The 19,165-nt window shown below is 31.3% G+C and carries 20 protein-coding genes and 1 tRNA gene; 4 read left to right on the top strand and 17 right to left on the bottom strand.

Going from position 1 to position 19,165, the window contains the following annotated elements:
- Nucleotides 1-95: 95 nt before the first annotated feature.
- The gene (locus RVY88_RS01670) at nucleotides 96-968 is read right to left on the bottom strand and encodes an AraC family transcriptional regulator (RefSeq protein WP_238389025.1); all 873 of its coding nucleotides are present in this window, start codon (nucleotides 966-968) and stop codon (nucleotides 96-98) included.
- Nucleotides 969-1,108: 140 nt separating this feature from the next.
- On the opposite strand from RVY88_RS01670, the gene RVY88_RS01665 reads away from it, so the two are divergent.
- Complete coding sequence (locus RVY88_RS01665) at nucleotides 1,109-1,408, top strand: zf-TFIIB domain-containing protein (RefSeq protein WP_002850081.1); 300 nt, start codon at nucleotides 1,109-1,111, stop codon at nucleotides 1,406-1,408.
- Between the two features lie 30 nt (nucleotides 1,409-1,438).
- On the opposite strand, the gene RVY88_RS01660 is transcribed toward RVY88_RS01665, so the two are convergent.
- From RVY88_RS01660 to ciaB, 4 genes are all read right to left on the bottom strand, one after another.
- A complete protein-coding gene (locus RVY88_RS01660; RefSeq protein WP_024305165.1) occupies nucleotides 1,439-1,765 on the bottom strand; it encodes a YnfA family protein in 327 nt (108 codons plus the stop codon).
- 14 nt (nucleotides 1,766-1,779) lie between these two features.
- Nucleotides 1,780-1,865 (bottom strand) — tRNA-Leu (locus RVY88_RS01655).
- Nucleotides 1,866-1,896: 31 nt separating this feature from the next.
- Entirely contained in the window at nucleotides 1,897-2,199 is a 303-nt protein-coding gene (locus tag RVY88_RS01650; RefSeq protein ID WP_002850080.1) for a F0F1 ATP synthase subunit C, read from the bottom strand.
- Nucleotides 2,200-2,309: 110 nt separating this feature from the next.
- Nucleotides 2,310-4,130, bottom strand: a complete 1,821-nt coding sequence (ciaB, locus tag RVY88_RS01645) for an invasion protein CiaB (protein ID WP_162167344.1) — start codon at nucleotides 4,128-4,130, stop codon at nucleotides 2,310-2,312.
- A gap of 174 nt (nucleotides 4,131-4,304) precedes the next feature.
- Between ciaB and msrB the strand changes: the two genes are divergently transcribed.
- Complete coding sequence (gene msrB / locus RVY88_RS01640) at nucleotides 4,305-5,318, top strand: peptide-methionine (R)-S-oxide reductase MsrB (RefSeq protein ID WP_011732145.1); 1,014 nt, start codon at nucleotides 4,305-4,307, stop codon at nucleotides 5,316-5,318.
- 85 nt (nucleotides 5,319-5,403) lie between these two features.
- Nucleotides 5,404-5,814, top strand: coding sequence for an acyl-CoA thioesterase (locus RVY88_RS01635; protein ID WP_002850076.1), 411 nt, complete (start codon nucleotides 5,404-5,406; stop codon nucleotides 5,812-5,814).
- 37 nt (nucleotides 5,815-5,851) lie between these two features.
- Here RVY88_RS01635 and RVY88_RS01630 read toward each other — a convergent pair whose 3' ends face one another.
- The 7 genes from RVY88_RS01630 to RVY88_RS01600 form a co-directional block, all read right to left on the bottom strand.
- Nucleotides 5,852-7,465 (bottom strand): cation acetate symporter, encoded by a 1,614-nt coding sequence (locus RVY88_RS01630; protein ID WP_162167345.1) that lies wholly within the window; start codon nucleotides 7,463-7,465, stop codon nucleotides 5,852-5,854.
- Nucleotides 7,462-7,794: a DUF485 domain-containing protein gene (locus RVY88_RS01625; RefSeq protein ID WP_065844397.1), complete on the bottom strand. Its 333-nt coding sequence runs from the start codon at nucleotides 7,792-7,794 to the stop codon at nucleotides 7,462-7,464. Before RVY88_RS01625 ends, RVY88_RS01630 begins: the two co-directional genes overlap by 4 nt.
- A 301-nt stretch (nucleotides 7,795-8,095) precedes the next feature.
- Nucleotides 8,096-8,287 (bottom strand): hypothetical protein, encoded by a 192-nt coding sequence (locus tag RVY88_RS01620; RefSeq protein ID WP_162167346.1) that lies wholly within the window; start codon nucleotides 8,285-8,287, stop codon nucleotides 8,096-8,098.
- A 61-nt stretch (nucleotides 8,288-8,348) separates the two neighbouring features.
- Nucleotides 8,349-10,067, bottom strand: a complete 1,719-nt coding sequence (locus RVY88_RS01615) for a Na/Pi cotransporter family protein (RefSeq protein ID WP_170117946.1) — start codon at nucleotides 10,065-10,067, stop codon at nucleotides 8,349-8,351.
- 57 nt (nucleotides 10,068-10,124) lie between these two features.
- Nucleotides 10,125-10,841, bottom strand: a complete 717-nt coding sequence (locus tag RVY88_RS01610; protein ID WP_002850066.1) for an EI24 domain-containing protein — start codon at nucleotides 10,839-10,841, stop codon at nucleotides 10,125-10,127.
- On the bottom strand, nucleotides 10,838-11,533 hold the full coding sequence (locus RVY88_RS01605) for a dUTP diphosphatase (RefSeq protein ID WP_002850064.1): 696 nt from the start codon (nucleotides 11,531-11,533) through the stop codon (nucleotides 10,838-10,840). Before RVY88_RS01605 ends, RVY88_RS01610 begins: the two co-directional genes overlap by 4 nt.
- Nucleotides 11,534-11,588: 55 nt before the next feature.
- On the bottom strand, nucleotides 11,589-12,116 hold the full coding sequence (locus RVY88_RS01600) for a hypothetical protein (RefSeq protein WP_002850062.1): 528 nt from the start codon (nucleotides 12,114-12,116) through the stop codon (nucleotides 11,589-11,591).
- A gap of 90 nt (nucleotides 12,117-12,206) precedes the next feature.
- Between RVY88_RS01600 and RVY88_RS01595 the strand changes: the two genes are divergently transcribed.
- Nucleotides 12,207-12,617, top strand: a complete 411-nt coding sequence (locus RVY88_RS01595; protein WP_065844394.1) for a pyridoxamine 5'-phosphate oxidase family protein — start codon at nucleotides 12,207-12,209, stop codon at nucleotides 12,615-12,617.
- Between the two features lie 6 nt (nucleotides 12,618-12,623).
- Here RVY88_RS01595 and RVY88_RS01590 read toward each other — a convergent pair whose 3' ends face one another.
- From RVY88_RS01590 to RVY88_RS01570, 5 genes are all read right to left on the bottom strand, one after another.
- Complete coding sequence (locus RVY88_RS01590) at nucleotides 12,624-13,004, bottom strand: PleD family two-component system response regulator (protein WP_011732143.1); 381 nt, start codon at nucleotides 13,002-13,004, stop codon at nucleotides 12,624-12,626.
- Nucleotides 13,005-13,010: 6 nt separating this feature from the next.
- Complete coding sequence (locus RVY88_RS01585; protein ID WP_038453877.1) at nucleotides 13,011-16,061, bottom strand: ATP-binding protein; 3,051 nt, start codon at nucleotides 16,059-16,061, stop codon at nucleotides 13,011-13,013.
- Nucleotides 16,058-16,810, bottom strand: coding sequence for a hypothetical protein (locus RVY88_RS01580; protein ID WP_202930982.1), 753 nt, complete (start codon nucleotides 16,808-16,810; stop codon nucleotides 16,058-16,060). The genes RVY88_RS01585 and RVY88_RS01580 overlap by 4 nt, the downstream gene beginning before the upstream one ends.
- 62 nt (nucleotides 16,811-16,872) lie before the next feature.
- A complete protein-coding gene (uvrC, locus tag RVY88_RS01575; protein WP_011732141.1) occupies nucleotides 16,873-18,681 on the bottom strand; it encodes an excinuclease ABC subunit UvrC in 1,809 nt (602 codons plus the stop codon).
- On the bottom strand, nucleotides 18,668-19,108 hold the full coding sequence (locus RVY88_RS01570; RefSeq protein WP_002850056.1) for a hypothetical protein: 441 nt from the start codon (nucleotides 19,106-19,108) through the stop codon (nucleotides 18,668-18,670). Before RVY88_RS01570 ends, uvrC begins: the two co-directional genes overlap by 14 nt.
- Nucleotides 19,109-19,165: the final 57 nt, after the last annotated feature.

Genomic DNA, 19,165 nt, shown 5'->3' with positions numbered 1-19,165 from the left:
GAATTTTTATTTTGATAATTATACTGTTTCTTTTGATTTTCGGATAGAAAAATATTCCATATTGATTGCCTGATTCTACAAGTTTATGCTATCTCTTAGAAAATTGCAGTGTGCTTTTGGAGACATTCCAAACATTCTTGTGTACTCTCTGCTAATTGAGATGGGCTTTCATAGCCGACTTTAAAAGCGATTTGCGATGCTTCTAAATTTGTAGATATGAGAAGGTTTTTTGCTTCTTCTAAACGTATCTTTTTCTGAAATTGTAAAGGGCTTAATGAAGTTATTTTTTTGAAATTTTGATATAAAAGCGATTCGCTTATACCGATTTCTTTTGATAATTTTTTCATATTTATATTTTCATTAAAGCTGTTTTTTATAGCCATAATTGCTCTTGAAATTTGATTTGCCAGATTTCCTTCTAAAATATATTGTTTTAATAAATCTCCATTTTGCTTTAAAATAAGATATATAATCTCTTTTAAAATTAAATTAGATAGAAATTCCGCGTCATTTTTTGGCTTTTCTATCAGTTTAACAAATTTCGCAATAGCCTCTAAAAGTGTGTCGTCAAGGTCACTAAAGCATAATCTGTTTTTTATATTTTTTTTATTTTGGATCTTAAAATCACCAACTTCTTTTATAACCTCATATATACTTTCTGGCTTAAGTTTGATGACTAAAGAGATATATGGCTGATCTTTAGAGGCTTTTTCTATTTGAATTCTTGCTGGTATGTATGTAGTCGCAAGTAAGTATTTGTGGGGGTTGTAACTATAAATATCATTTCCAAAACCTACTGCTTTTTGACCTTGAATTATCACGCAAATCGATGGCTCATATATAGTATTTAAAAATTCGGTAGGTTTTATGGCCGTATAAAAACTAAGCTGTTTTATATCGGTTTGTATTTCTCCATAGTTTGCTTTTGTTTTAAGTATTAGTTTTAAAATTTCATCTCTATAATCCATAAAACCTCCTGGTATAGAGTTATTTTACTACGTTTTTTCAAATTTTATATCCGTATGCTGTAAATATCTATCATTTTTTATATCCGTTGGTTAAAAATTTCTTGGTATTATTTTATAAATTTGATTTTTAAGGAGATAAAATGAAGTGTCCGGTCTGTGCAGATCAGAATCTTATGATGAGTGAGAGACAAGGTGTGGAAATAGATTACTGTCCATCTTGTAGAGGAGTTTGGCTTGATCGCGGTGAGCTTGATAAAATTATAGAAAGAAGCGGCGCTGTAGAGCCAAAACAAAATAGTCAAAGAGAGTATTTTGACAAACAAAATCATAAAGATGAATATAACAGCCATAGAGATAGCAGATATAGCGATAAATATTATCAAGACGGATATAGAAAAAAGAAAAAGGAGAGCTTTTTATCTGAGTTGTTTGATTTTTGATCGTACTTGATCAGTGATTTAAGGTTTGATCTATTTTGAGTTTCCAAAAAATATTACAAAAGCTCCAAGAAGTGCTAAAAATGAACCTAAAATATCCCATATATTAAAGCTCTCTTTTTCTACCAAAGCTAACCAAGCAAGAGAGCTTATGATATAAATTCCACCATAAATAGCGTAAATTCTTCCAGCGTGAGATATGTCTATTTTAGTTAAAGTATAAGCAAAAATCAGAAGTGAAATAACTCCGAGCGCAAGCCACCAATGGGTTTTATAATCTCTAAAATAGAGCCAAAAAGCAAAGCATCCAAGTATTTCAAAAAATGCCGCAATGAAAAATAGGGTAATATTTCGTATCATGATTGTGTTAGTAATGGTGCGATCAGCGAGACTCGAACTCGCACACCGTAGAGGCACTACCCCCTCAAGATAGCGTGTCTACCAATTCCACCATGATCGCAGTAGAGCAAAAGCCCCATTCGGGGCTAAAATTAACCTAAAAATGGGTTAGCGTAAAGTGCGATAAGAGCGATAACAAGTGCATAGATAACTTGCGCTTCGATCATCGCAAGAGCGATAAACATCGTAGTTAAAAGCTTTCCGCCAAGACCTGGGTTTCTAGCTGTTCCAAGGATAGTTGCTGCTGCAGTATGTCCCATACCGATAGCTCCACCAAGTGCCGCAACACCAAGACCGATGCCGGCTGCTACAACTGAAAATGCTTTGATTTGTTCGCCATCGGCACCAAAAGCAAAACTTGCTAAAGCTACTACAAGAAAAAGAACTTTTTTCATAAATGCTCCTAAAATTTTATGTTTAAGTTAGTTCGGATAAATTCCCTACTTAGAACTTAAAACGCGTAATTATATTTTAAATTTGCTTTGATTTGCTTTAAATTTAACATTTATGCTTGCTGCCATTTTTGCCATTCGCCGCTATCATCGATCTCGTTTGCCATTTTTTCATATTTTTGGTAGTAGAACTTCACAAATTCTAGCGTTTCTACATTTTTCGGTAGGTAAATTTCGCCTTCAAACTTAGCAAATTTAGCCAAAAACTCTCCTGCGTTAAGCTTGTTTGAATAATGCGTTGCTAGATTTATGTAGTTTTTCATAACTTCATTTTTAAAGTTTTGATAGCCGTTTTGAGTGAAGTCTATCTGCAGTTTTTTACCATCAAATTTTAAAACTCCGGATCTAAAAAGTAAGCTTAGATGGATGAGCCCCTCGCAATAATACGCCCTTGTTTCGGTGACTTTTTGCCACGCTATGAGTCCGACGCTTCTTTTGATAAGCTCGTGAAATACGGCCATTTTATAAGTATCGTCTTCATGTAAAAAGAAATTTATAAGTCCACCAGTAGTAGCTTTGTATTCTTCTATGAATTTAAACTCTCCACTTTTGTTCATAGCGCTTTCCGTGTCACTATCTATAAATAAAATATGTCCAAACTCATGTCCGATAGTTGAGATCTCATAGACTTTTTTCCAAATTTCAGGCTTTTTATACAAAATTTCTCTACCAAAATCCAAGAAATTTTTATCAAAAATTTCGCTTGCCAATTTCATAAAAGGCTTAGCCTTTGTGCTTTCATATACGAAATTTACAAAAGCAAATATCTTTTTGCCGCACTCACGGCTAACTATCTCATCATTTGGTACGACTTGCGCCGAAAAAAGACCGTTGAACTCAGCAGCGTAATACACCATAGGTCCTGATATATAAAGCTGGGTTTTATCTATGTTTGAATGTACTAAATTTACCATATTTTGGTTTTTTACGCCGGTTTTTGAGTAGATCTCGTCAAAGCTTTCTTTTATGCTATTTTTAAATTTAGTCTCATCGATACTTAGATCATCAACTAGTCTGATGTCCCATTCGAGCGCTACTGCGTGAGTATAAGCGTCTTCGTAATACTCTAAGGGATGACCGATCTGAATTTTGCCTTTAGTATCCATCCATGCACGCTCAGCATCTTGCCAGCTAGCTATCACAAGATCATTATCCGTTTGTAAAAATGCGTTTTTTAGCTTTGTTAAGTATATTACATAGCTTTCATCTTCTTTTATTTTGCTTAATTTTTCTAAATTTGCTAGACTAGTTTCAAAAGCGTCTTTTACGCTTTTCATCTCGTCTTTAAAAGACACTGCGTAAGGCACTAGCCTATAATTCTCACCGTTTTTTATAACTGCGCCATAAACCCTATCGCAGCGTGAATTATCCGGATTTATCTGATAAAGTTTGTTTTTGGTGATAAACTCGTTTGCTTTTGCGATACTTTCAAATTTGGTTTCAAATTCTCTGTTTGTAGTCTCTATGATGCTTTTTTGCCATGTTTTTTGCATTTTGCTTAGAGATACGCCGATGCGATGTACCGACTTAATAAGTTCTAGATAAAACGGCTCTAAAATGCCTTTTTCTTCTACCTCGTTTATCAAATTTAAGTGGCGATTTATATAAAACTCGCTTACAAAATTATACATTTTAGCTTTTATGATATCTATCTCTTCCTCGTTTTTACCACTGTTTTTAAGCTCGTTTATGATTCCTTCTTCTTTTAAATCTACGATCCGTCTCAAAACCGCTATTTTATTGACGCTAGAACTATCTAAAGAGCACAAATTTAGGGCTTTTGAAACTATCTCGTTGTCCATATTTTTATATAAATAGTTTAACTCATTTTTTTGTTTTTTTACCAGCTTATTTAAAGCTGCGAAATCATTCATTTTTATCCTTAATAAATATATTTTTGATAAATTTTATCACTAAATTGCTTAATATTTTTAAACAACTTACTAAATTTCAAATCTTAATGCTAAAATTCATGTTTATATAGTGCTAAAATCTTATTTAAAAAGTAGTGTTAAAATCATTTAAATTTAAACTAAAAAAGGGGAAAAATGAAAAAAATATTGTTTGTGGTGGCGACTATATTTATGGCGCTGTTTTTAAATGCAAAGGAGAACGATATGAGAAATTTAAAAGATATATATCTAGCAGGAGGTTGCTTTTGGGGAACTCAAGCGTATTTTGATAAGATACGAGGAGTCATAAAAACCGATGTTGGATATGCAAATGGTAAGAGCGATAAGACTGATTACCACTCACTTCATTACTCAGGTCACGCAGAAACTGTTCATATAACATTTGATGAAAATATAGTAAGTTTGGCTGAGATTTTGGCTCATTATTTTAGGATAATAGATCCGTTTTCGGTAAATAAACAAGGAAATGACGTTGGTTCTCAGTATAGAACTGGAATTTATTATAATGATAGTAGCTTAAAAAACTCGATATCTGAATTTATAAAACACGAACAGACAAAATATGATAAAAAGATCGCAGTAGAAGTAGAACCGCTTAAGAATTATGTTTTAGCCGAAGATTATCATCAAAAATATTTAGATAAAAATCCAGGCGGTTACTGCCATGTAGATCTAAGCCTTGCAGACAAGCCGCTTTATAATGAAAGCAAATTTAAAGCGCCTTCAAAAGATGAACTTAAGGCAAAATTATCTGATTTACAGTACTCAGTAACTCAAGAAAAAGCTACGGAGCGACCTTATAGCAGCGAGTATGATAAATTCGATAAAAAAGGAATTTACGTAGATATCGTGAGCAAAAAACCACTTTTTAGTTCAAGCGATAAATTTGACGCAGGATGCGGCTGGCCGAGTTTTACGAAACCTATCACGACTGACGCGCTTGGATATAATCGCGATTTAAGCCATGGCATGGAAAGAGTAGAAGTCACTTCAAGCCTTGCTAACAGTCATTTAGGTCACGTTTTTACCGACGGTCCAAAAGATAAAGGAGGGCTAAGATACTGCATAAACGGCGCTTCTTTGAAGTTTATACCGCTTGAAGATATGGAAAAGGAGGGCTATAAGGATTATATTATTTATGTTAAATAGTAATTTTTTTTAAATTTAAAATATTATTAATAAATTTTAGATAAAATTCAGCCATTCAAAATTTGTTTGTAAAGGAAAAATAATGATGAAAGATATGGGCGAGCCACGTATAAAAATTGTCGCTATGCCTAGTGATACTAATCCGGCTGGAAATATATTTGGCGGGTGGATTTTGTCTCAAATCGACCTCGCCGGTTCAATCGCTGCTAGAGAGCTAGCTCCAACTAGAGTTGTAACTATATCTATGAAAGAAGTCATCTTTAAAGAACCTGTTTTCATAGGTGATATAGTAAGCTGCTATGCAAAAGTTGTTAGTGTTGGAAATACATCTATAACAACGGTCGTAAAAGTAGTTGTTCAGCGTTTAAATGACGGAGGCTTTGTAGAGTGCGTTCCTGTTACTACTGCTGAAGTAACGTACGTAAGCGTAGATGAGCAAGGTAATAAAAAACCTATTGATAGTGAATTAAAGCGACTTCATGGTTTTGTATGTTAAATTCGTATTTGGTCAGCAGTTTGCTGCTGACCAAAATTTAATGAGTAGCTTCTTTGTTGGCTCCTATTCCGCTTTGCGCTCTGAAATACTGAGCTTCAAATCCGCTTCTATCGATCTTTGCTCTATATGAATTATCAAATTTAGATATCAAATACACAAGTATAAATGTTACTGGCATAGAAAAAATAGCCGGATCTTTATACGGAAATATAGCCTCTTCAAATCCGAAACTTTTTACCCAGATTCCAGGTCCTAAAATAGTTAGTCCGACTACGGTTAAAAGCCCTATAAGTCCGCCCCAAAATGCGCCTTTTGTAGTAAGATCTTTCCAATATATAGAGTAAAATAGTATAGGAAAATTTACGCTTGCGGCTATAGCAAAAGCAAGTCCTACCATAAATGCTACATTTTGACCTTGAAAAATTATACCAAGAAATATGGCAAATATTCCTATACCTATAGTTGCTATTTTTCCTATTTTTAACTCACTTTCCATAGATACTTTTCCATGTTTTATAACATTTGCATACAGGTCGTGTGTTATGGCGTTTGCTCCACTTATAGTTAGTCCTGAAACAACTGCAAGTATAGTTGCAAAAGCAACTGCACAAATAAAGCCGTAAAATGCATTTCCACCAAGGATTCTAGCTAATTCTATACTTATCATATTTGTTCCGCCCATAACATCTTTTCCTGTTAAAAATGCTATAGCTCCAAATCCTATTATAAATACTAAAACATAAAAATAGCTCATAAAAATCGTTGCCCAAAATGTACTTTTTCTAGCTTCTTTTGCAGAATTTACGGTAAAAAATCTCATCAAAATGTGCGGTAATCCTGCAGTTCCGAACATAAGAGCCATGCCAAGAGAAACAGCACTTACCCAGTCTGTTATAAATCCACCTGGATTTAATATGGCTTCGCCTTTTGGATGTACTTTTATAGCGTCGTTAAAATAAGTCGTAATATCAAAATTGCTTGCTTTTAGTACTAAAAACGCTAAAATACTAACTCCTATTAGAAGAAGCCCTGCTTTGATTATCTGCACCCAAGTAGTTGCGTGCATACCTCCAAAAAACACATATACTACCATAAGAAGTCCGACTATGACAACAGCGATATTATAATCTAGCCCAAAAAGCATTTTTATAAGTTCGCCTGCTCCAACCATCTGAGCTATTAGATAAAAACATAAACACACTAGAGCAGAGATAGCAGAAATAGCCCTAATAGGCCGTTGTTTTAATCTAAAAGCCGCGATATCCGTAAATGTGTATTTGCCGAGATTTCTAAATTTTTCAGCTATCAAAAACAAAACTACAGGCCAGCCAGCTAGAAATCCTATAGCATATAAAAGTCCGTCAAATCCATTTGTAAAAACAAGTGCCGATATACCTAAAAACGATGCCGCGCTCATAAAATCTCCGGCCATCGCCATACCGTTGTTAAATCCCGAAATTCCTCCGCCTGCTGTGTAAAAGTTGCTTCCGGAAGCTTTTCTAGCTGAAAAGTATGTGATGATTAGTGTTGCAAATACAAATATCAAAAACAGAGTTATGGCTGTTAAATTTAGATCGCTTTTTTCTCCTGCTACTATCTCGGCCGCGTTAATGGAGCCGGCAAATATCGGTAAAAATAGTATTTTTTTCATTTATCGTCCTTTTTTAAAGCCCCATCTTCATTTATAAGTCCGGCTTTTTCTAAACGATCTATGGCTCCTGCAAATTCTCTATCTAAAAATGTGTTTGCGACGTATGTATAAAGCCCTGTTAAACTAACACATGTTACGATTATAAAAATGCCTATTATTATGGCAAGACTAACAGGATTTGAACCTATCTTGAGTCCTAAGAATTCAGGTGCAAGCCCTATGAGAAGCATTAAAGTGTAGTATAAAATTGCCACTACTGCAAATAAAAACCATGCGAAATGACTTCTTATTTCTACTAATATATTGAAGTTGGCTATTTCAGCTTTCATTTTATCTCCTTATTTAAAAATTAAGCATATTCTATCGTAATTATTAAATTTAGAGATATATTTTTTATCAAAATATGTTACAAATAGTAATAAATAATATATTAGTTATAAATAGTAACATAAATTTAATCTAATGTTGATTAAATTTATAGTTATAGAGGATTAAATTCTAAAAATATAAATAAATTTAGTAAAAATTTGAGATAAAGTATGAAATTGTAATATATGTTATTTTAGTTATATCATTATTGATACAACTAAAATAATTAGTAAAATTTAAAAGTATATAAGATAAAATAGTTTATTTTATCTCTTCCAAAATCTCATCATTGCTTTTTATAGCAATTCCTGAGCCGTGTATTATCGTAGGCATACAAGATGTGCATATATCGACAATTTCACCTTTATGAGTTGCTTGTATAAAAACTTTGTTTGGCTCTTCACTGTTATTTGCAAGACAGATATTGCAATAAACTTTTGATTTGTATTTCATTTTTTCTCCTTTTGTTTTATAGCATTTTAGCTAGTTTGTGTAAAAAAACGGTTGATTAAACTCAACTTTCTCCTATACTTTGTTTGATAAACTCGAAATCCTCTTTGCTATTGTTGTGAATAAATATAACTTCTATTATTCTTAGCATATTTTTTGTTATATTTTGTATCAAGGCAGTATCGTTCATGAGAGACGTTGCCATTTTATTCGTGATTTTTTTACCGCCTAGAAGCGTATCTAGGTTTATCTCGTCTTTTTCATAGTCATAATATATCTGTTTGAGCTCTTTTAACTCTGTTTTTAAGCTGCTTCCATCATTTATATTTGCTATTTTATCCATAATTCTTAAACTTTTTAGCATTTTTATTCTTAATTTGTCATACTCGTTTTTGGCATCTATATTGTTTGAAGTCATAAATTTATAGATATTCGGCTGAGAGTTTTTCATATCTTTTAGCGCTTCAGCTAGCATCAACGTTACGCGTCTTATATCCATAAATTTACTTACGTCTTCTTTTTTAGCTTTTGAGCTTGCTGTTATAGCGAAGTCTATTATCTGACTGTAGATCTCTTTAAATCTGTTGTTATATAGCTCGTCAAAATTTATTTGTATAGGATTTTGGCGCATAGATATTACCTCTTCTGCGCTTAAATTTGAAGTTATATCGGATTTGCTTATACTTATGGATTTTGCTATGATCGAACTTGCGTTTGCATATAGGTGTTTCATCTCTTTTGTTAAAACTTCAAGTGCGCTATCGCTGAACTGCATTGAATCCGTATTTAGATAATACGCTCTATCTACTTTACTTCTTTTGTATTCAAATTTGATATATTTATTTAAAAATTTCTCCATCAAACCAGTTAATGGATAAAATATAAAAACTCCAGTAAGGTTAAAATAAGTATGAAAAATCGCAAGTTTCATCGTATAATCATCATTTCTTATGCCGATGACTTTTGCCGTTTCATCGGTGATAAATATGAAAAAGTTTATGAAAATCAGCGTGATTATAGCGCTTGTAACGTTAAATATCACGTGAGCTACCATCAGCTTTTTGCCTTCTTGATTTGCATTTATCGAGCCGATGATCGCCATAATCGTACTTCCTACGTTTGATCCTATAGCTATAGCGACCGCATTTTCATAGCTGATTTGATTTACGCCAAGAGCTGTTATAGCTATGGTAATAGTCGCTGTGGAACTTTGTAAGATCACGGTTACGCCAAGACCGATCAAAGTATAAACCAAAAGCCCACTTATACCTGTCATAGCGTATTTTGAGAGATCTATAGTTTCTTTGATGTTGTCAAATCCGGATTTCATGTAAGCGATACCTAAAAACAGAAGTCCTATACTAAGTAAAAAATATCCACAGCCTTTTAATTTTTCGGATTTATTAAATATAAATAAAACGCCTATTATGATAAGAGGCATAGCATATAATGCTATATCTACTTTCAATCCAAGTCCCGCAACTAGCCATGCTCCTACAACGGTACCTAAATTTGCTCCGTATATGATAGAGAGTCCTGAAGCAAGGCTTATAAGTCCGGCGCTTAAAAACGATATTGTTAAAACGCTAATCAAGCCGCTTGATTGCATAATGACAACCGTAATAAATCCAAATCCAAATCCGGAAATTCTGCTGCTAGTGGCCTTTTTAAGAAAATTCTCTATAGCAGTAAACATAGAAAAGCTACTTTCTAAAACCACCATGGCATATAAAAATATGCAGACTCCGCATATTATAACTAAAAAACTTTTGCTTATATACATAAGCACACATAGTATTGACACGAGTAGAAAAATTAATATTTTATTCAATGTTGAAACCTATTGATTTTGATTTTTTTTAAATAGTAAATGCGTAAAAAACATAACAAAAAACAGCTGGAAAAACAGTCCTATAAACGGTATCAAGCATAGCAGGTAAAATAAAATCGCGCTAAGAGCGAATCCTAAGCCAGCACCTTTTATCATAGTTATTTCAAACATTGTTTTATCCATACAGTTTGAAGCAACATCTATGAGCATAAATTTATAAAATAGATAAAAAAACGGTAAATTTATGATAAATAAATTCAAAAACGGAACAAATAAAAACGGTATACAAATTAGCAAAATAGCTATAAACTTTAAAAAAGTTATTATAGAAATTTTAATAACTCTAGAAGTTGTTACTTCAGAATCTATGTTTATGTTGTAGTATTTTTTATTTACATATTTAGTTACTATGGGTGTTAAAAATCCGGCTATAATTCCTGCTAATGCACTGCTTAAGATAATTACGAAAAATCCGCTAAATATATAAAATGATGATAAAATAAGTGCTTTTACGATGCTAAAAGATAGTATAGTTGCCACTATGCCATCTTTATCCAAAAATTCTCCGTTACTAGCTAAATTTTTTAACGCTATAAGTAGTTCGCTTCCGCCAAATATCATAAGCGAACTAAATACGATAACGGAAAATACCGTCGGCAAGAGCGATAATAGTATAAATTTTTTCTTAAAAAAATCGCCTATGCAAAGATTTATTATATTTATCATTTAACTTTGCTATACTCAATCTTAAGTTTTGCGTAAATTTCATCCATAGAGTTTATACCTGATTCTAAAATTTGGCTCATTACTTCGTTATCTTCTTTACCGTTCCAGTTTTTATTATAAGTTCCGGCTTTGTATCCGTGATCTTGTCTAAATTTATTTAGTACGTTTTTCCCCATATAAACTTCAAAAAGCCTACTTAAATTTACACCACATTTAAGCGATAGTCTAAAATAGTCTTTTAAAAGATCGAAAAAATTTATATCAAATCCGCTACATCTGTTTATAATAACTTCGATATCGTTTATGATCTCGTAGATATTGTACTCTTTTATGTTATAAGCTTCTTTGCAAAACTCGCTAAATCCGCTGCAAGAGCTTATATCGATAGCTAAAGTATGGATATCGCCGAGTTTATTTGTATGATAATTCTCAAGTCCTAAACTCATAATAAAATGCCAGATATCGACTATTTCGATAGTTACGTTTTCTAAATTTGGATCTTTGTTTATAGCTTTCCAGTGTTTCCATGCAAAGCTATCTACAAGTTCCGCGCATTCCATATAGATGCATCTTTTCCAGCTTATGAGTTTTCCGTCTTTTGTTATACCCGTTTCCCAGTTTGTACCGTTTGTTTCATCGTTTAGTTTTTGTTGCAAAAGAAGCATTTCTTCTATCGGCTTTATATATGTCATAAAATTTTCCTCTATTTTTTATAAATTATACAAAAAATATGACAATAAAGCAATATTACGCATATATGCTAAATCTCTCCATCTGTTTTAGCATCTCTTCAAATAGTTTATTTGCAGGATATAAGATATTTTTATCTAACACGTTGTTATCTGTGTTTTTAGTGATTATATTATCAAAAAGATCTAAAAGACTGCTAGATACCGCATTTTTTTGATTTTCACTTTTTACATTCGGAAGGTCTTTTTTAAGTGAGTTTGCTAAGTTTGTTATAGTGTCATCTGAAAATGGTTCATTTTCTTTGATTTTTTTCATAAAATCTTCAAGTTTCGGCTTTAAATCCTCCATAGCTTGTGCGATTTCGGCTCTATCTTGTTCACTAAGACCGTTTGAGTTGAACTCAAATTTATATCCGTATTGATGAGAAAGAGTAAGCTCTTTTGAGCTGCTAGAACCGTCTTTTTGGCTTGAATAGTTTAATTTTTTATTATCGTATAACGATAAGTTTATACTATCTCCGGAGCTGGTTTTAAAGTTAAAAGCAAAATTATTATAAGATGCATTAGCGTAGTTTTGTGTTGTCATTTGAAAACTCCTTGAGCTCTAAATCGGTATAATCAAAAAATATTTAAGTGCTTTTGTGATAAAATATTTTTAAATTTGAAAAGATAAAAAATGGATGAAAATATATCTAAGTTTTTGGATAAAATACATATCTTGACTCTTGGAGTTATAAGCGATGGATTGCCTTATCTTTGTAGCTGTTTTTATGCTTATGATCCGGATTTAAACTCGTTTATAGTAGCTAGTAAATCAAGTTCAAAACATATACAAAGTATCAAAAATCAGCCAAATATAGCCATAAATATAGCATTAGATACAAAAATAGTCGGTAAAATAGAAGGAGTTCAAGCAAACGGAGTTATGAAACTTTTAGATGATGAACGACTAGAAAAACTATATTTTAAAAGATTTCCTTATGCAAAATTGCTAAACCCGGAACTTTATGTCATAAGAGTTGATTATATCAAATATACGAATAACAGACTTGGATTTGGTAAAAAAATAGTTTGGCAAAGAGATTAAAATAAATTAAAGCAAGATATTCATCGCATTTTCTACTACCATGTTAAGCTCTTTTTGTCTGATCGGTTTTAGTATAAAATCATAAGCTCCTAGCTTAAAAACCTCTTGTTTTTTGGTTTCGTCCGTGCTTATAACAACTACTGGTATCATAGAAAGATACTCTCTACTTTCTAAATTTATCAAAAATTCTATTCCGTTCATTACCGGCATAGATAAATCAAGTAAAATTAGCCCAGTATCAAATTTGCTTTCTAAGATATTTATCCCTTCAAGTCCGTTTTTTGCTTTTATGATTTGAGCTACTAAAGGATTGTTTTTTAGCATCAGTTCAAGCAGTTTTAGGCTTATTTCATCATCATCTACTACTAGAACATTAATCTTTTTCATATTTTCTCACTTGATATATGGTTTGATACGAGCTTCTAACTGAGTTTTATTGATAAGACTTGTGAGTATTTCATCAAATTTATCATCTAAACTCTCGTCTATTTCTACATTTGGATCGATAAAAATTATAGTTTTTGTATCAATTTTGTATTTTTGTCTTGAACTATTTATCCATGAATATATCAGGTTTGATTCAAAATTTGGTATTTTGTAATCCAATAAAACTAGTCTATAAGCTGAGTTTTGAAGATATTCTTTTAGCTCTTCAAAGCTGCAAACTACATCGACACTACTGCAAAATCCGTTTAAAACCGTGCTGAATATTTTATTTTCTATATTGCTTTTTTTAAACAGCAATACGTCTTTTAAATTTGCTATCTCCTCTTTGGCTTCAACTTTTTTATTTATAGGAGCTATTATTTTAGCTCGTAAATTTATCGCGTTTTGCGGTGTAAAATTATTTAAAATTTGTAATATTTCATTTTTAGAAGAGCGTTTTTGTATATAGTCGTCAAGATAGTTTTTTTCTACGTTAATTTGGTTTAAATTTGAAATAGTATTTACTATACCGATAATATGAGTATGTGGCAAGTTGTTTTGTTTTTCATGATGAATCATATTTTTAGCACATAAAATAGCATTCATTTCATCTAGCACCATATCTAAAAATATAATATCATAATGGCTTATTTGCGTATACTCAATGACACTTTTTGCATCATTTACCACTTCTACTCTTTCGCAAAGCTCTTTTAAGATATGTTCTATGTCTTTGGTTTTATTTTCATTATTTGTTGCTAATAAAACGCTGATATTGTATTTGTGAGAGTATGCGTCGTTGGATTTTTGTCTTTTTTTATAATCTGCTTTTTCTAATGCTTTTTTTAATTTAGTTATAGATAGAGGCTCATTTATAAAGCTTATATTTCTATCTTCTACTAGGCTTGTTTGCATCTCTTTGGTATTTGCTAAAACCAGAACGAATGCATCTGTTTTTAGGCGTGCGTAGTTTTTAAATTTAGTAACCACTATATCTTCTTTGTTTAATTTTAAAAGCTCATTGCTATCATATACTATATTTGTTTCAATGCCTAAAAAATCAAAGTATTTTTCTAGATATTCGTCATATAAACTATCTTTTCTGGTTGTAAAAACAGTAACTGTTTTGCCCGCAAAATCCATAAAATAATTTTGATCCTTAGAGTCTGCGCCTTTAAATTTAATAACAAAACTAAACTCGCTTCCTTCTCCAAGTTCGCTTTTTACTTTGATAATCGAGTCCATCATTTTTATATATTCATTTGATATGCTAAGCCCGAGTCCGGTGCCGCCGTAAATTTTTGTTATGTCTTTATTTGCTTGAATGAAACTATCAAATATTTTTTCCAGCATATTTTTATCGATTCCGATTCCGTTGTCTTTTACGCTAAATTTAATTGTAGTTTTTCCATCTTCATTTTCATCTAATTTTGTTATATCTACTATGATTTGTCCATTTTGAGGAGTAAATTTAATCGCATTGCCGATAAGATTTATAAGTACTTGTTTTACTTTAAAATAATCGCCTTCTAAATGCTTGTTTAGCGATGGATCAATATAACATATAAATTCTATATCTTTTTCATACGCTTTTTGCGAGTAGAGTTCCACAGCGCTACTAAACTCTTTAATAGGCGAAAATACTTCATTGTCTAGCTCAACTTTACGGCTTTCTATCTTTGATATATCAAGTATATTATTTATAATTCTAAGTAAATTTTCGCTGCTTTGTTCTATCACTCCTACAAGCTCTTTTTCTTGTTTTTTTAAATTTGAGTTTTTAAGCAGATCCGTAAAGCCTATTATCCCATTTAAAGGAGTTCTTATTTCATGGGATATGTTGGCTAAAAACGCAGATTTTGATCTGTTAGCATCGATTGCCGCTTGTTTTTGAGTTGTTATAAGCTCAAGCGCTTTTGCTATCATATCGTACGCTCTGCTTATACCGCTGTTTGTGCTTAGGTCTATATTTTTATTATCGGTTAGATTTGCTATTTGTTTTAGTATATTTTTGAGTTCAGATATATTTTTCTTTATGCTTGTTTTTGTGAGACATCCTATTATAAATAGTATTATATTTACAATCCAGATGAAAGCTCCTATGATAACATGATTGAAAAAAGATGATTTAAACTCTATTATCTCATAATCGATCTGATTTTTTAATATATCTTGTATCTCGTATGATATCGCTAACTCATCACTAACTGTATCAAAATAAGAAGCAAAATTCGCCTCTGCCGTGTTTGATGAGTTTCTTATGATCTGCGTTGCGTAATTTTCAAGTCTTGATATTAAATTTGCATATTCAATACTGTTATATATATCATCAATTATATTTTTTGCTTGAGATTCGGGAATATATTGATAATGAAATTTATCTCCTCTTATGAGACTTAGCCAAACTTTTACTTCGTTTGATTTAAAATCTCTATTTTGGATTAGAATTTGAGATACAAAATCTCTTTTTGTGCTTATTAAATTGCTATTTGCGTAAGCTAAAGTAAATGATGTTAAAAACGTTGTTAGATGAGGAGATAAAGTATGATCTTTAAGCATCATAAGTTCTTCTTCTATCGCTTTATTTATTATTTCAAAATATTCAAAAAATATCTCATCAAAGCTGATAGATAAAGAGTCTATTTTATCTCTTATCCGATTTATATCAAGAAGTCTATTTTTTATGATATTTGCGTTTTTATCGTTTGGTATATTTTCATATATTTTAAGAGTTTGTTTTATAAGCTCATCTGAATTTTTCCTCTGTTGTTCTATATTTTCACTATCAAAAATTCCTCCAGTAGCCATATATAGTACGCTCATACTTTTTTCTTGATTTAGCTCTTTTGATAGCTTTGTTAATGTTTGAGATATACCAAATTCATAGTTTAGTTGATTCAAATTTAAATAGGTTTTATATGAATTATATAGATAAAAACTAGATAAGAAAAATATGATAAGAAGCGGAATGGTGCTTATAAGCCTTAGTATATTTATGGTGCTAAAAAAGGTCTTCATAACATCTCTTTTTTTGTGATTTCATTTAATTTTTTAATAAAGTCCTTGTATTTGTTAAAATACTCGTTTATCTCTTCGTCGTTGCAAGATATTTGAATATTGATTAAAATGTTCAGAAAATCACTAAATTTTAGTTCATAAGCGTAATTTGCTAAATCTTTTACCGTTTTATTGATAATATCCATCTGGTTAAATAACTTTGCTTCGTATAATTTTTCATAAGAATGTTCGGCTTTTTTTATAAATTCATGCATAAGTTTTATAAATTTATCTTTTGATATATTTGAAAAAGAAAAAGTATCCCAAAACCATATCCTATCGACTTTATACTCTTTTGTTAGCTCTTCATCTATACTTTGGGCATTGTAATTTGAAAAGTTAAAAATAGAATCAGAGTTTAAGTTTTGAGAGTTAGTCGGATTTTTCTCATAAAGCATAGTTTTAGTTATACTTACTCTATAGAAATATTCCGTTTTGTATTTCTGATATACTATTTCGACATCCATATAAGCATTTAGTATATCTCCGTTATAAAGTTTGAAAACCATGTTTTGTATATTGTATTCTGGGTTATTGCATATAAGGTCTATAAAATGTCTATTTTTATCATAAATAGAGATATGTTTTACAAAAAACTCCGATATATCGCTATGTGTTTTGAAAAATAGGGTTGGATCGCTAAATCCAAACATGTTAAGCGTCTCTCTGCTTATAGCGATCATCTCGTAGTGCTGATTGTAAAGTATCATTTAAAATCCAGTTTATAATTTGCTTTTATATTTTAGCAAAGTATAATTTAAAAATATCTTATTTAAGGCTTTTTAATGGCTAGTATTTTATTCGCAACGGTTTTATTCGTTACTTTTTTTATATCGTCCCAGCTTGCTTTATGAATATTTTCAAAACTACCAAAATAGCTTAAAAGTTTTTTTATGCTTCCGTCAGATACGCCTAAATTCATAAGTTCGCTGCTTTGTAAATCCTGCTTTTTTCTGCTATTTTGGTGAAACGATATGGCAAATCTGTGAGCTTCATCGCGCAAACGTTGGAAAAATTGTAGTTTTTTATCGTTTGAGCTTAAGCTAAGTTTTCCAAATTCTGTATAAATTTTATCATTCGCGTTACCTTTGGCTCGGTGAGCTTTTGCATCTATTTTTTCTTTTGAAATAGCAATTATGTCAACATTTGCGCCACTGCTTTGTACTATATTTTTAGCAAGTTTTAAAAGCGCGTCTCCGCCATCTAAAACCCAAAGATCAGGAGGATTTAGTTTATCAAAACGTAAAGCTCGATTTGTAAGCATCTCATTCATCTGATCGTAATCGTTTGTACTATTTAGATGAATATGACGGTAATGCTCTTTTTTAAATTTATCCAGTTCCCATGAGATCATGCCACCAACAGGAGCTGTTCCAAATAGATGTGAGTTATCAAAACATTCGATTTTAATCGGTAAATTCGTTAGTTTAAAATACTCTTTTATCTCATTTAAGAACTCGTAGCTATGTGCTTTTAAATGTTTTTCTATAAAAATATCGCAGTTTTTTAACGCGACTTCTAAGAGTGATTTTTTATCTCCTGCTTTTGGAGAGATGATATGAAATTTTTTAGAATGTCTTTTAGATAGTATTTGCGATACTAACTCCATATCTTCAAACTCACTGTATGTATAAATTTTTGTAGTATTTATAGGTAGATCATCTGGAAATGCTTCTAATATAACTTGTTTATAAATTCCTGATAGATCTAAGTTTATAGTATCTTTAGCCGGAGTTAAACTATGATTTGCAAATGATACTTTTCCATCTCTTATAGAAAATCTCACAGAGCATACGAAACCTTTTGCACAGCTTATGGCTATAGCTTCAAAATCTTCAAGTTTTGCGATATCTATCTGCACTTTTATGCTTATATCTTTTATGGTATTTATCTGATCTCTTAGTTTTGCTGCTTCTTCATAATTCTCCCGTTCGGCAAAGTTTTGCATTAAATTTGAAAGATTTTCTACCAAAAGTTCAGGATTTTTTAGTTTTTTTATGGCGCTAGAGACGATTTTTGCATATTCTTCTTTTTTTATAGCCCCTATGCAAGGCGCGTGACATCTATTTATCTGATGAAAAAGACATGCTTTTTTATCCTTTAAGCATGATTTTTTCTGTACTAACTTAAACTCAAGATATAAAGCTTCTAGTATCTCTTTTGCTCCTTTAAAAAATGGTCCGAAATACTTTATATTTTTGCCTTTTATAACCTTTCTGGTTATCTCAAAACGAGGAAAATTGCTGCTTAAATCTACGTATATATACGGATAGGTTTTATCGTCTCTTAGTAAAATATTATATTTTGGTTTTAGTTGTTTTATAAATGAGTTTTCGAGTATTAAAGCGTCTGATTCGCTTGAAGTAGTTATCCATTCTATATGAACGGCTTCATTTATCATCTTTGCTATACGCGGACTTAGGCGAGAACTTGGACTCAAAGTTCCAGTAAAACTAAAATAACTTTTTACTCTGTTTTTTAATACTTTTGCTTTTCCTACGTATAACAGTTTTGAGTTTTTATCAAAGTATTGATAGACTCCTGGTTCATTTGGAAGAGTTTTTAGCTCATCTATTAGCATTTATACTCACTCTTAATTTTTCAAAAAGTTCGTATATAACTCTATCTTTTGCTAAATTTAAAAACTCTCCGTCTGATCTCTCTAAAATTCTACTTTTGATTTCGGAAGCCTTTTTAAATTTAGATAATTTTGTTATAAATATTTTTACTTCATCTACGCGTTTTAAACTAGTATCCTCTTTAAAAATTATATATTTATTTAACAGAGTTTTTATCTGATTTATGATATTATCATTTTTTAATTCTTGTAAAGCGAGTGGATGAGCAACTGCTATAAATAGCGTATTTTGTCTTTGATATGCGAATTTTATAAGTAAGCTTCTGCTTTTTCCAAGCATCAAAAGAGCCTCTTTGCATTCGCGAGCGGCTTTTAAATTTCCGTATAAAGGATTTTGCAAAATATGATTAATAATTTCAGAACTTTTCATTTGGCGATTTTAACATCTTTTTTATTAATTTTTCTTGTTGGTTGCGGATATAAGGAC

The organism is Campylobacter sp. TJR-1 (genome assembly GCF_032840035.1).
Classification (GTDB): Bacteria; Campylobacterota; Campylobacteria; order Campylobacterales; family Campylobacteraceae; genus Campylobacter; species Campylobacter fetus.
The sequence above is the reverse complement of the archived record's forward strand: the minus strand, read 5'-3'. Positions and strand labels throughout refer to the sequence as shown.

Excerpts from the sequence above, each read along its gene's own strand:
- RVY88_RS01670 (WP_238389025.1), bottom strand. The coding sequence starts at position 968 with ATGGATTATAGAGATGAAATTTTAAAACTAATACTTAAAACAAAAGCA.
- RVY88_RS01665 (WP_002850081.1), top strand. The coding sequence starts at position 1,109 with ATGAAGTGTCCGGTCTGTGCAGATCAGAATCTTATGATGAGTGAGAGA.
- RVY88_RS01660 (WP_024305165.1), bottom strand. The coding sequence starts at position 1,765 with ATGATACGAAATATTACCCTATTTTTCATTGCGGCATTTTTTGAAATA.
- RVY88_RS01650 (WP_002850080.1), bottom strand. The coding sequence starts at position 2,199 with ATGAAAAAAGTTCTTTTTCTTGTAGTAGCTTTAGCAAGTTTTGCTTTT.
- ciaB (WP_162167344.1), bottom strand. The coding sequence starts at position 4,130 with ATGAATGATTTCGCAGCTTTAAATAAGCTGGTAAAAAAACAAAAAAAT.
- msrB (WP_011732145.1), top strand. The coding sequence starts at position 4,305 with ATGAAAAAAATATTGTTTGTGGTGGCGACTATATTTATGGCGCTGTTT.
- RVY88_RS01635 (WP_002850076.1), top strand. The coding sequence starts at position 5,404 with ATGAAAGATATGGGCGAGCCACGTATAAAAATTGTCGCTATGCCTAGT.
- RVY88_RS01630 (WP_162167345.1), bottom strand. The coding sequence starts at position 7,465 with ATGAAAAAAATACTATTTTTACCGATATTTGCCGGCTCCATTAACGCG.
- RVY88_RS01625 (WP_065844397.1), bottom strand. The coding sequence starts at position 7,794 with ATGAAAGCTGAAATAGCCAACTTCAATATATTAGTAGAAATAAGAAGT.
- RVY88_RS01620 (WP_162167346.1), bottom strand. The coding sequence starts at position 8,287 with ATGAAATACAAATCAAAAGTTTATTGCAATATCTGTCTTGCAAATAAC.
- RVY88_RS01615 (WP_170117946.1), bottom strand. The coding sequence starts at position 10,067 with ATGTATATAAGCAAAAGTTTTTTAGTTATAATATGCGGAGTCTGCATA.
- RVY88_RS01610 (WP_002850066.1), bottom strand. The coding sequence starts at position 10,841 with ATGATAAATATAATAAATCTTTGCATAGGCGATTTTTTTAAGAAAAAA.
- RVY88_RS01605 (WP_002850064.1), bottom strand. The coding sequence starts at position 11,533 with ATGACATATATAAAGCCGATAGAAGAAATGCTTCTTTTGCAACAAAAA.
- RVY88_RS01600 (WP_002850062.1), bottom strand. The coding sequence starts at position 12,116 with ATGACAACACAAAACTACGCTAATGCATCTTATAATAATTTTGCTTTT.
- RVY88_RS01595 (WP_065844394.1), top strand. The coding sequence starts at position 12,207 with ATGGATGAAAATATATCTAAGTTTTTGGATAAAATACATATCTTGACT.
- RVY88_RS01590 (WP_011732143.1), bottom strand. The coding sequence starts at position 13,004 with ATGAAAAAGATTAATGTTCTAGTAGTAGATGATGATGAAATAAGCCTA.
- RVY88_RS01585 (WP_038453877.1), bottom strand. The coding sequence starts at position 16,061 with ATGAAGACCTTTTTTAGCACCATAAATATACTAAGGCTTATAAGCACC.
- RVY88_RS01580 (WP_202930982.1), bottom strand. The coding sequence starts at position 16,810 with ATGATACTTTACAATCAGCACTACGAGATGATCGCTATAAGCAGAGAG.
- uvrC (WP_011732141.1), bottom strand. The coding sequence starts at position 18,681 with ATGCTAATAGATGAGCTAAAAACTCTTCCAAATGAACCAGGAGTCTAT.
- RVY88_RS01570 (WP_002850056.1), bottom strand. The coding sequence starts at position 19,108 with ATGAAAAGTTCTGAAATTATTAATCATATTTTGCAAAATCCTTTATAC.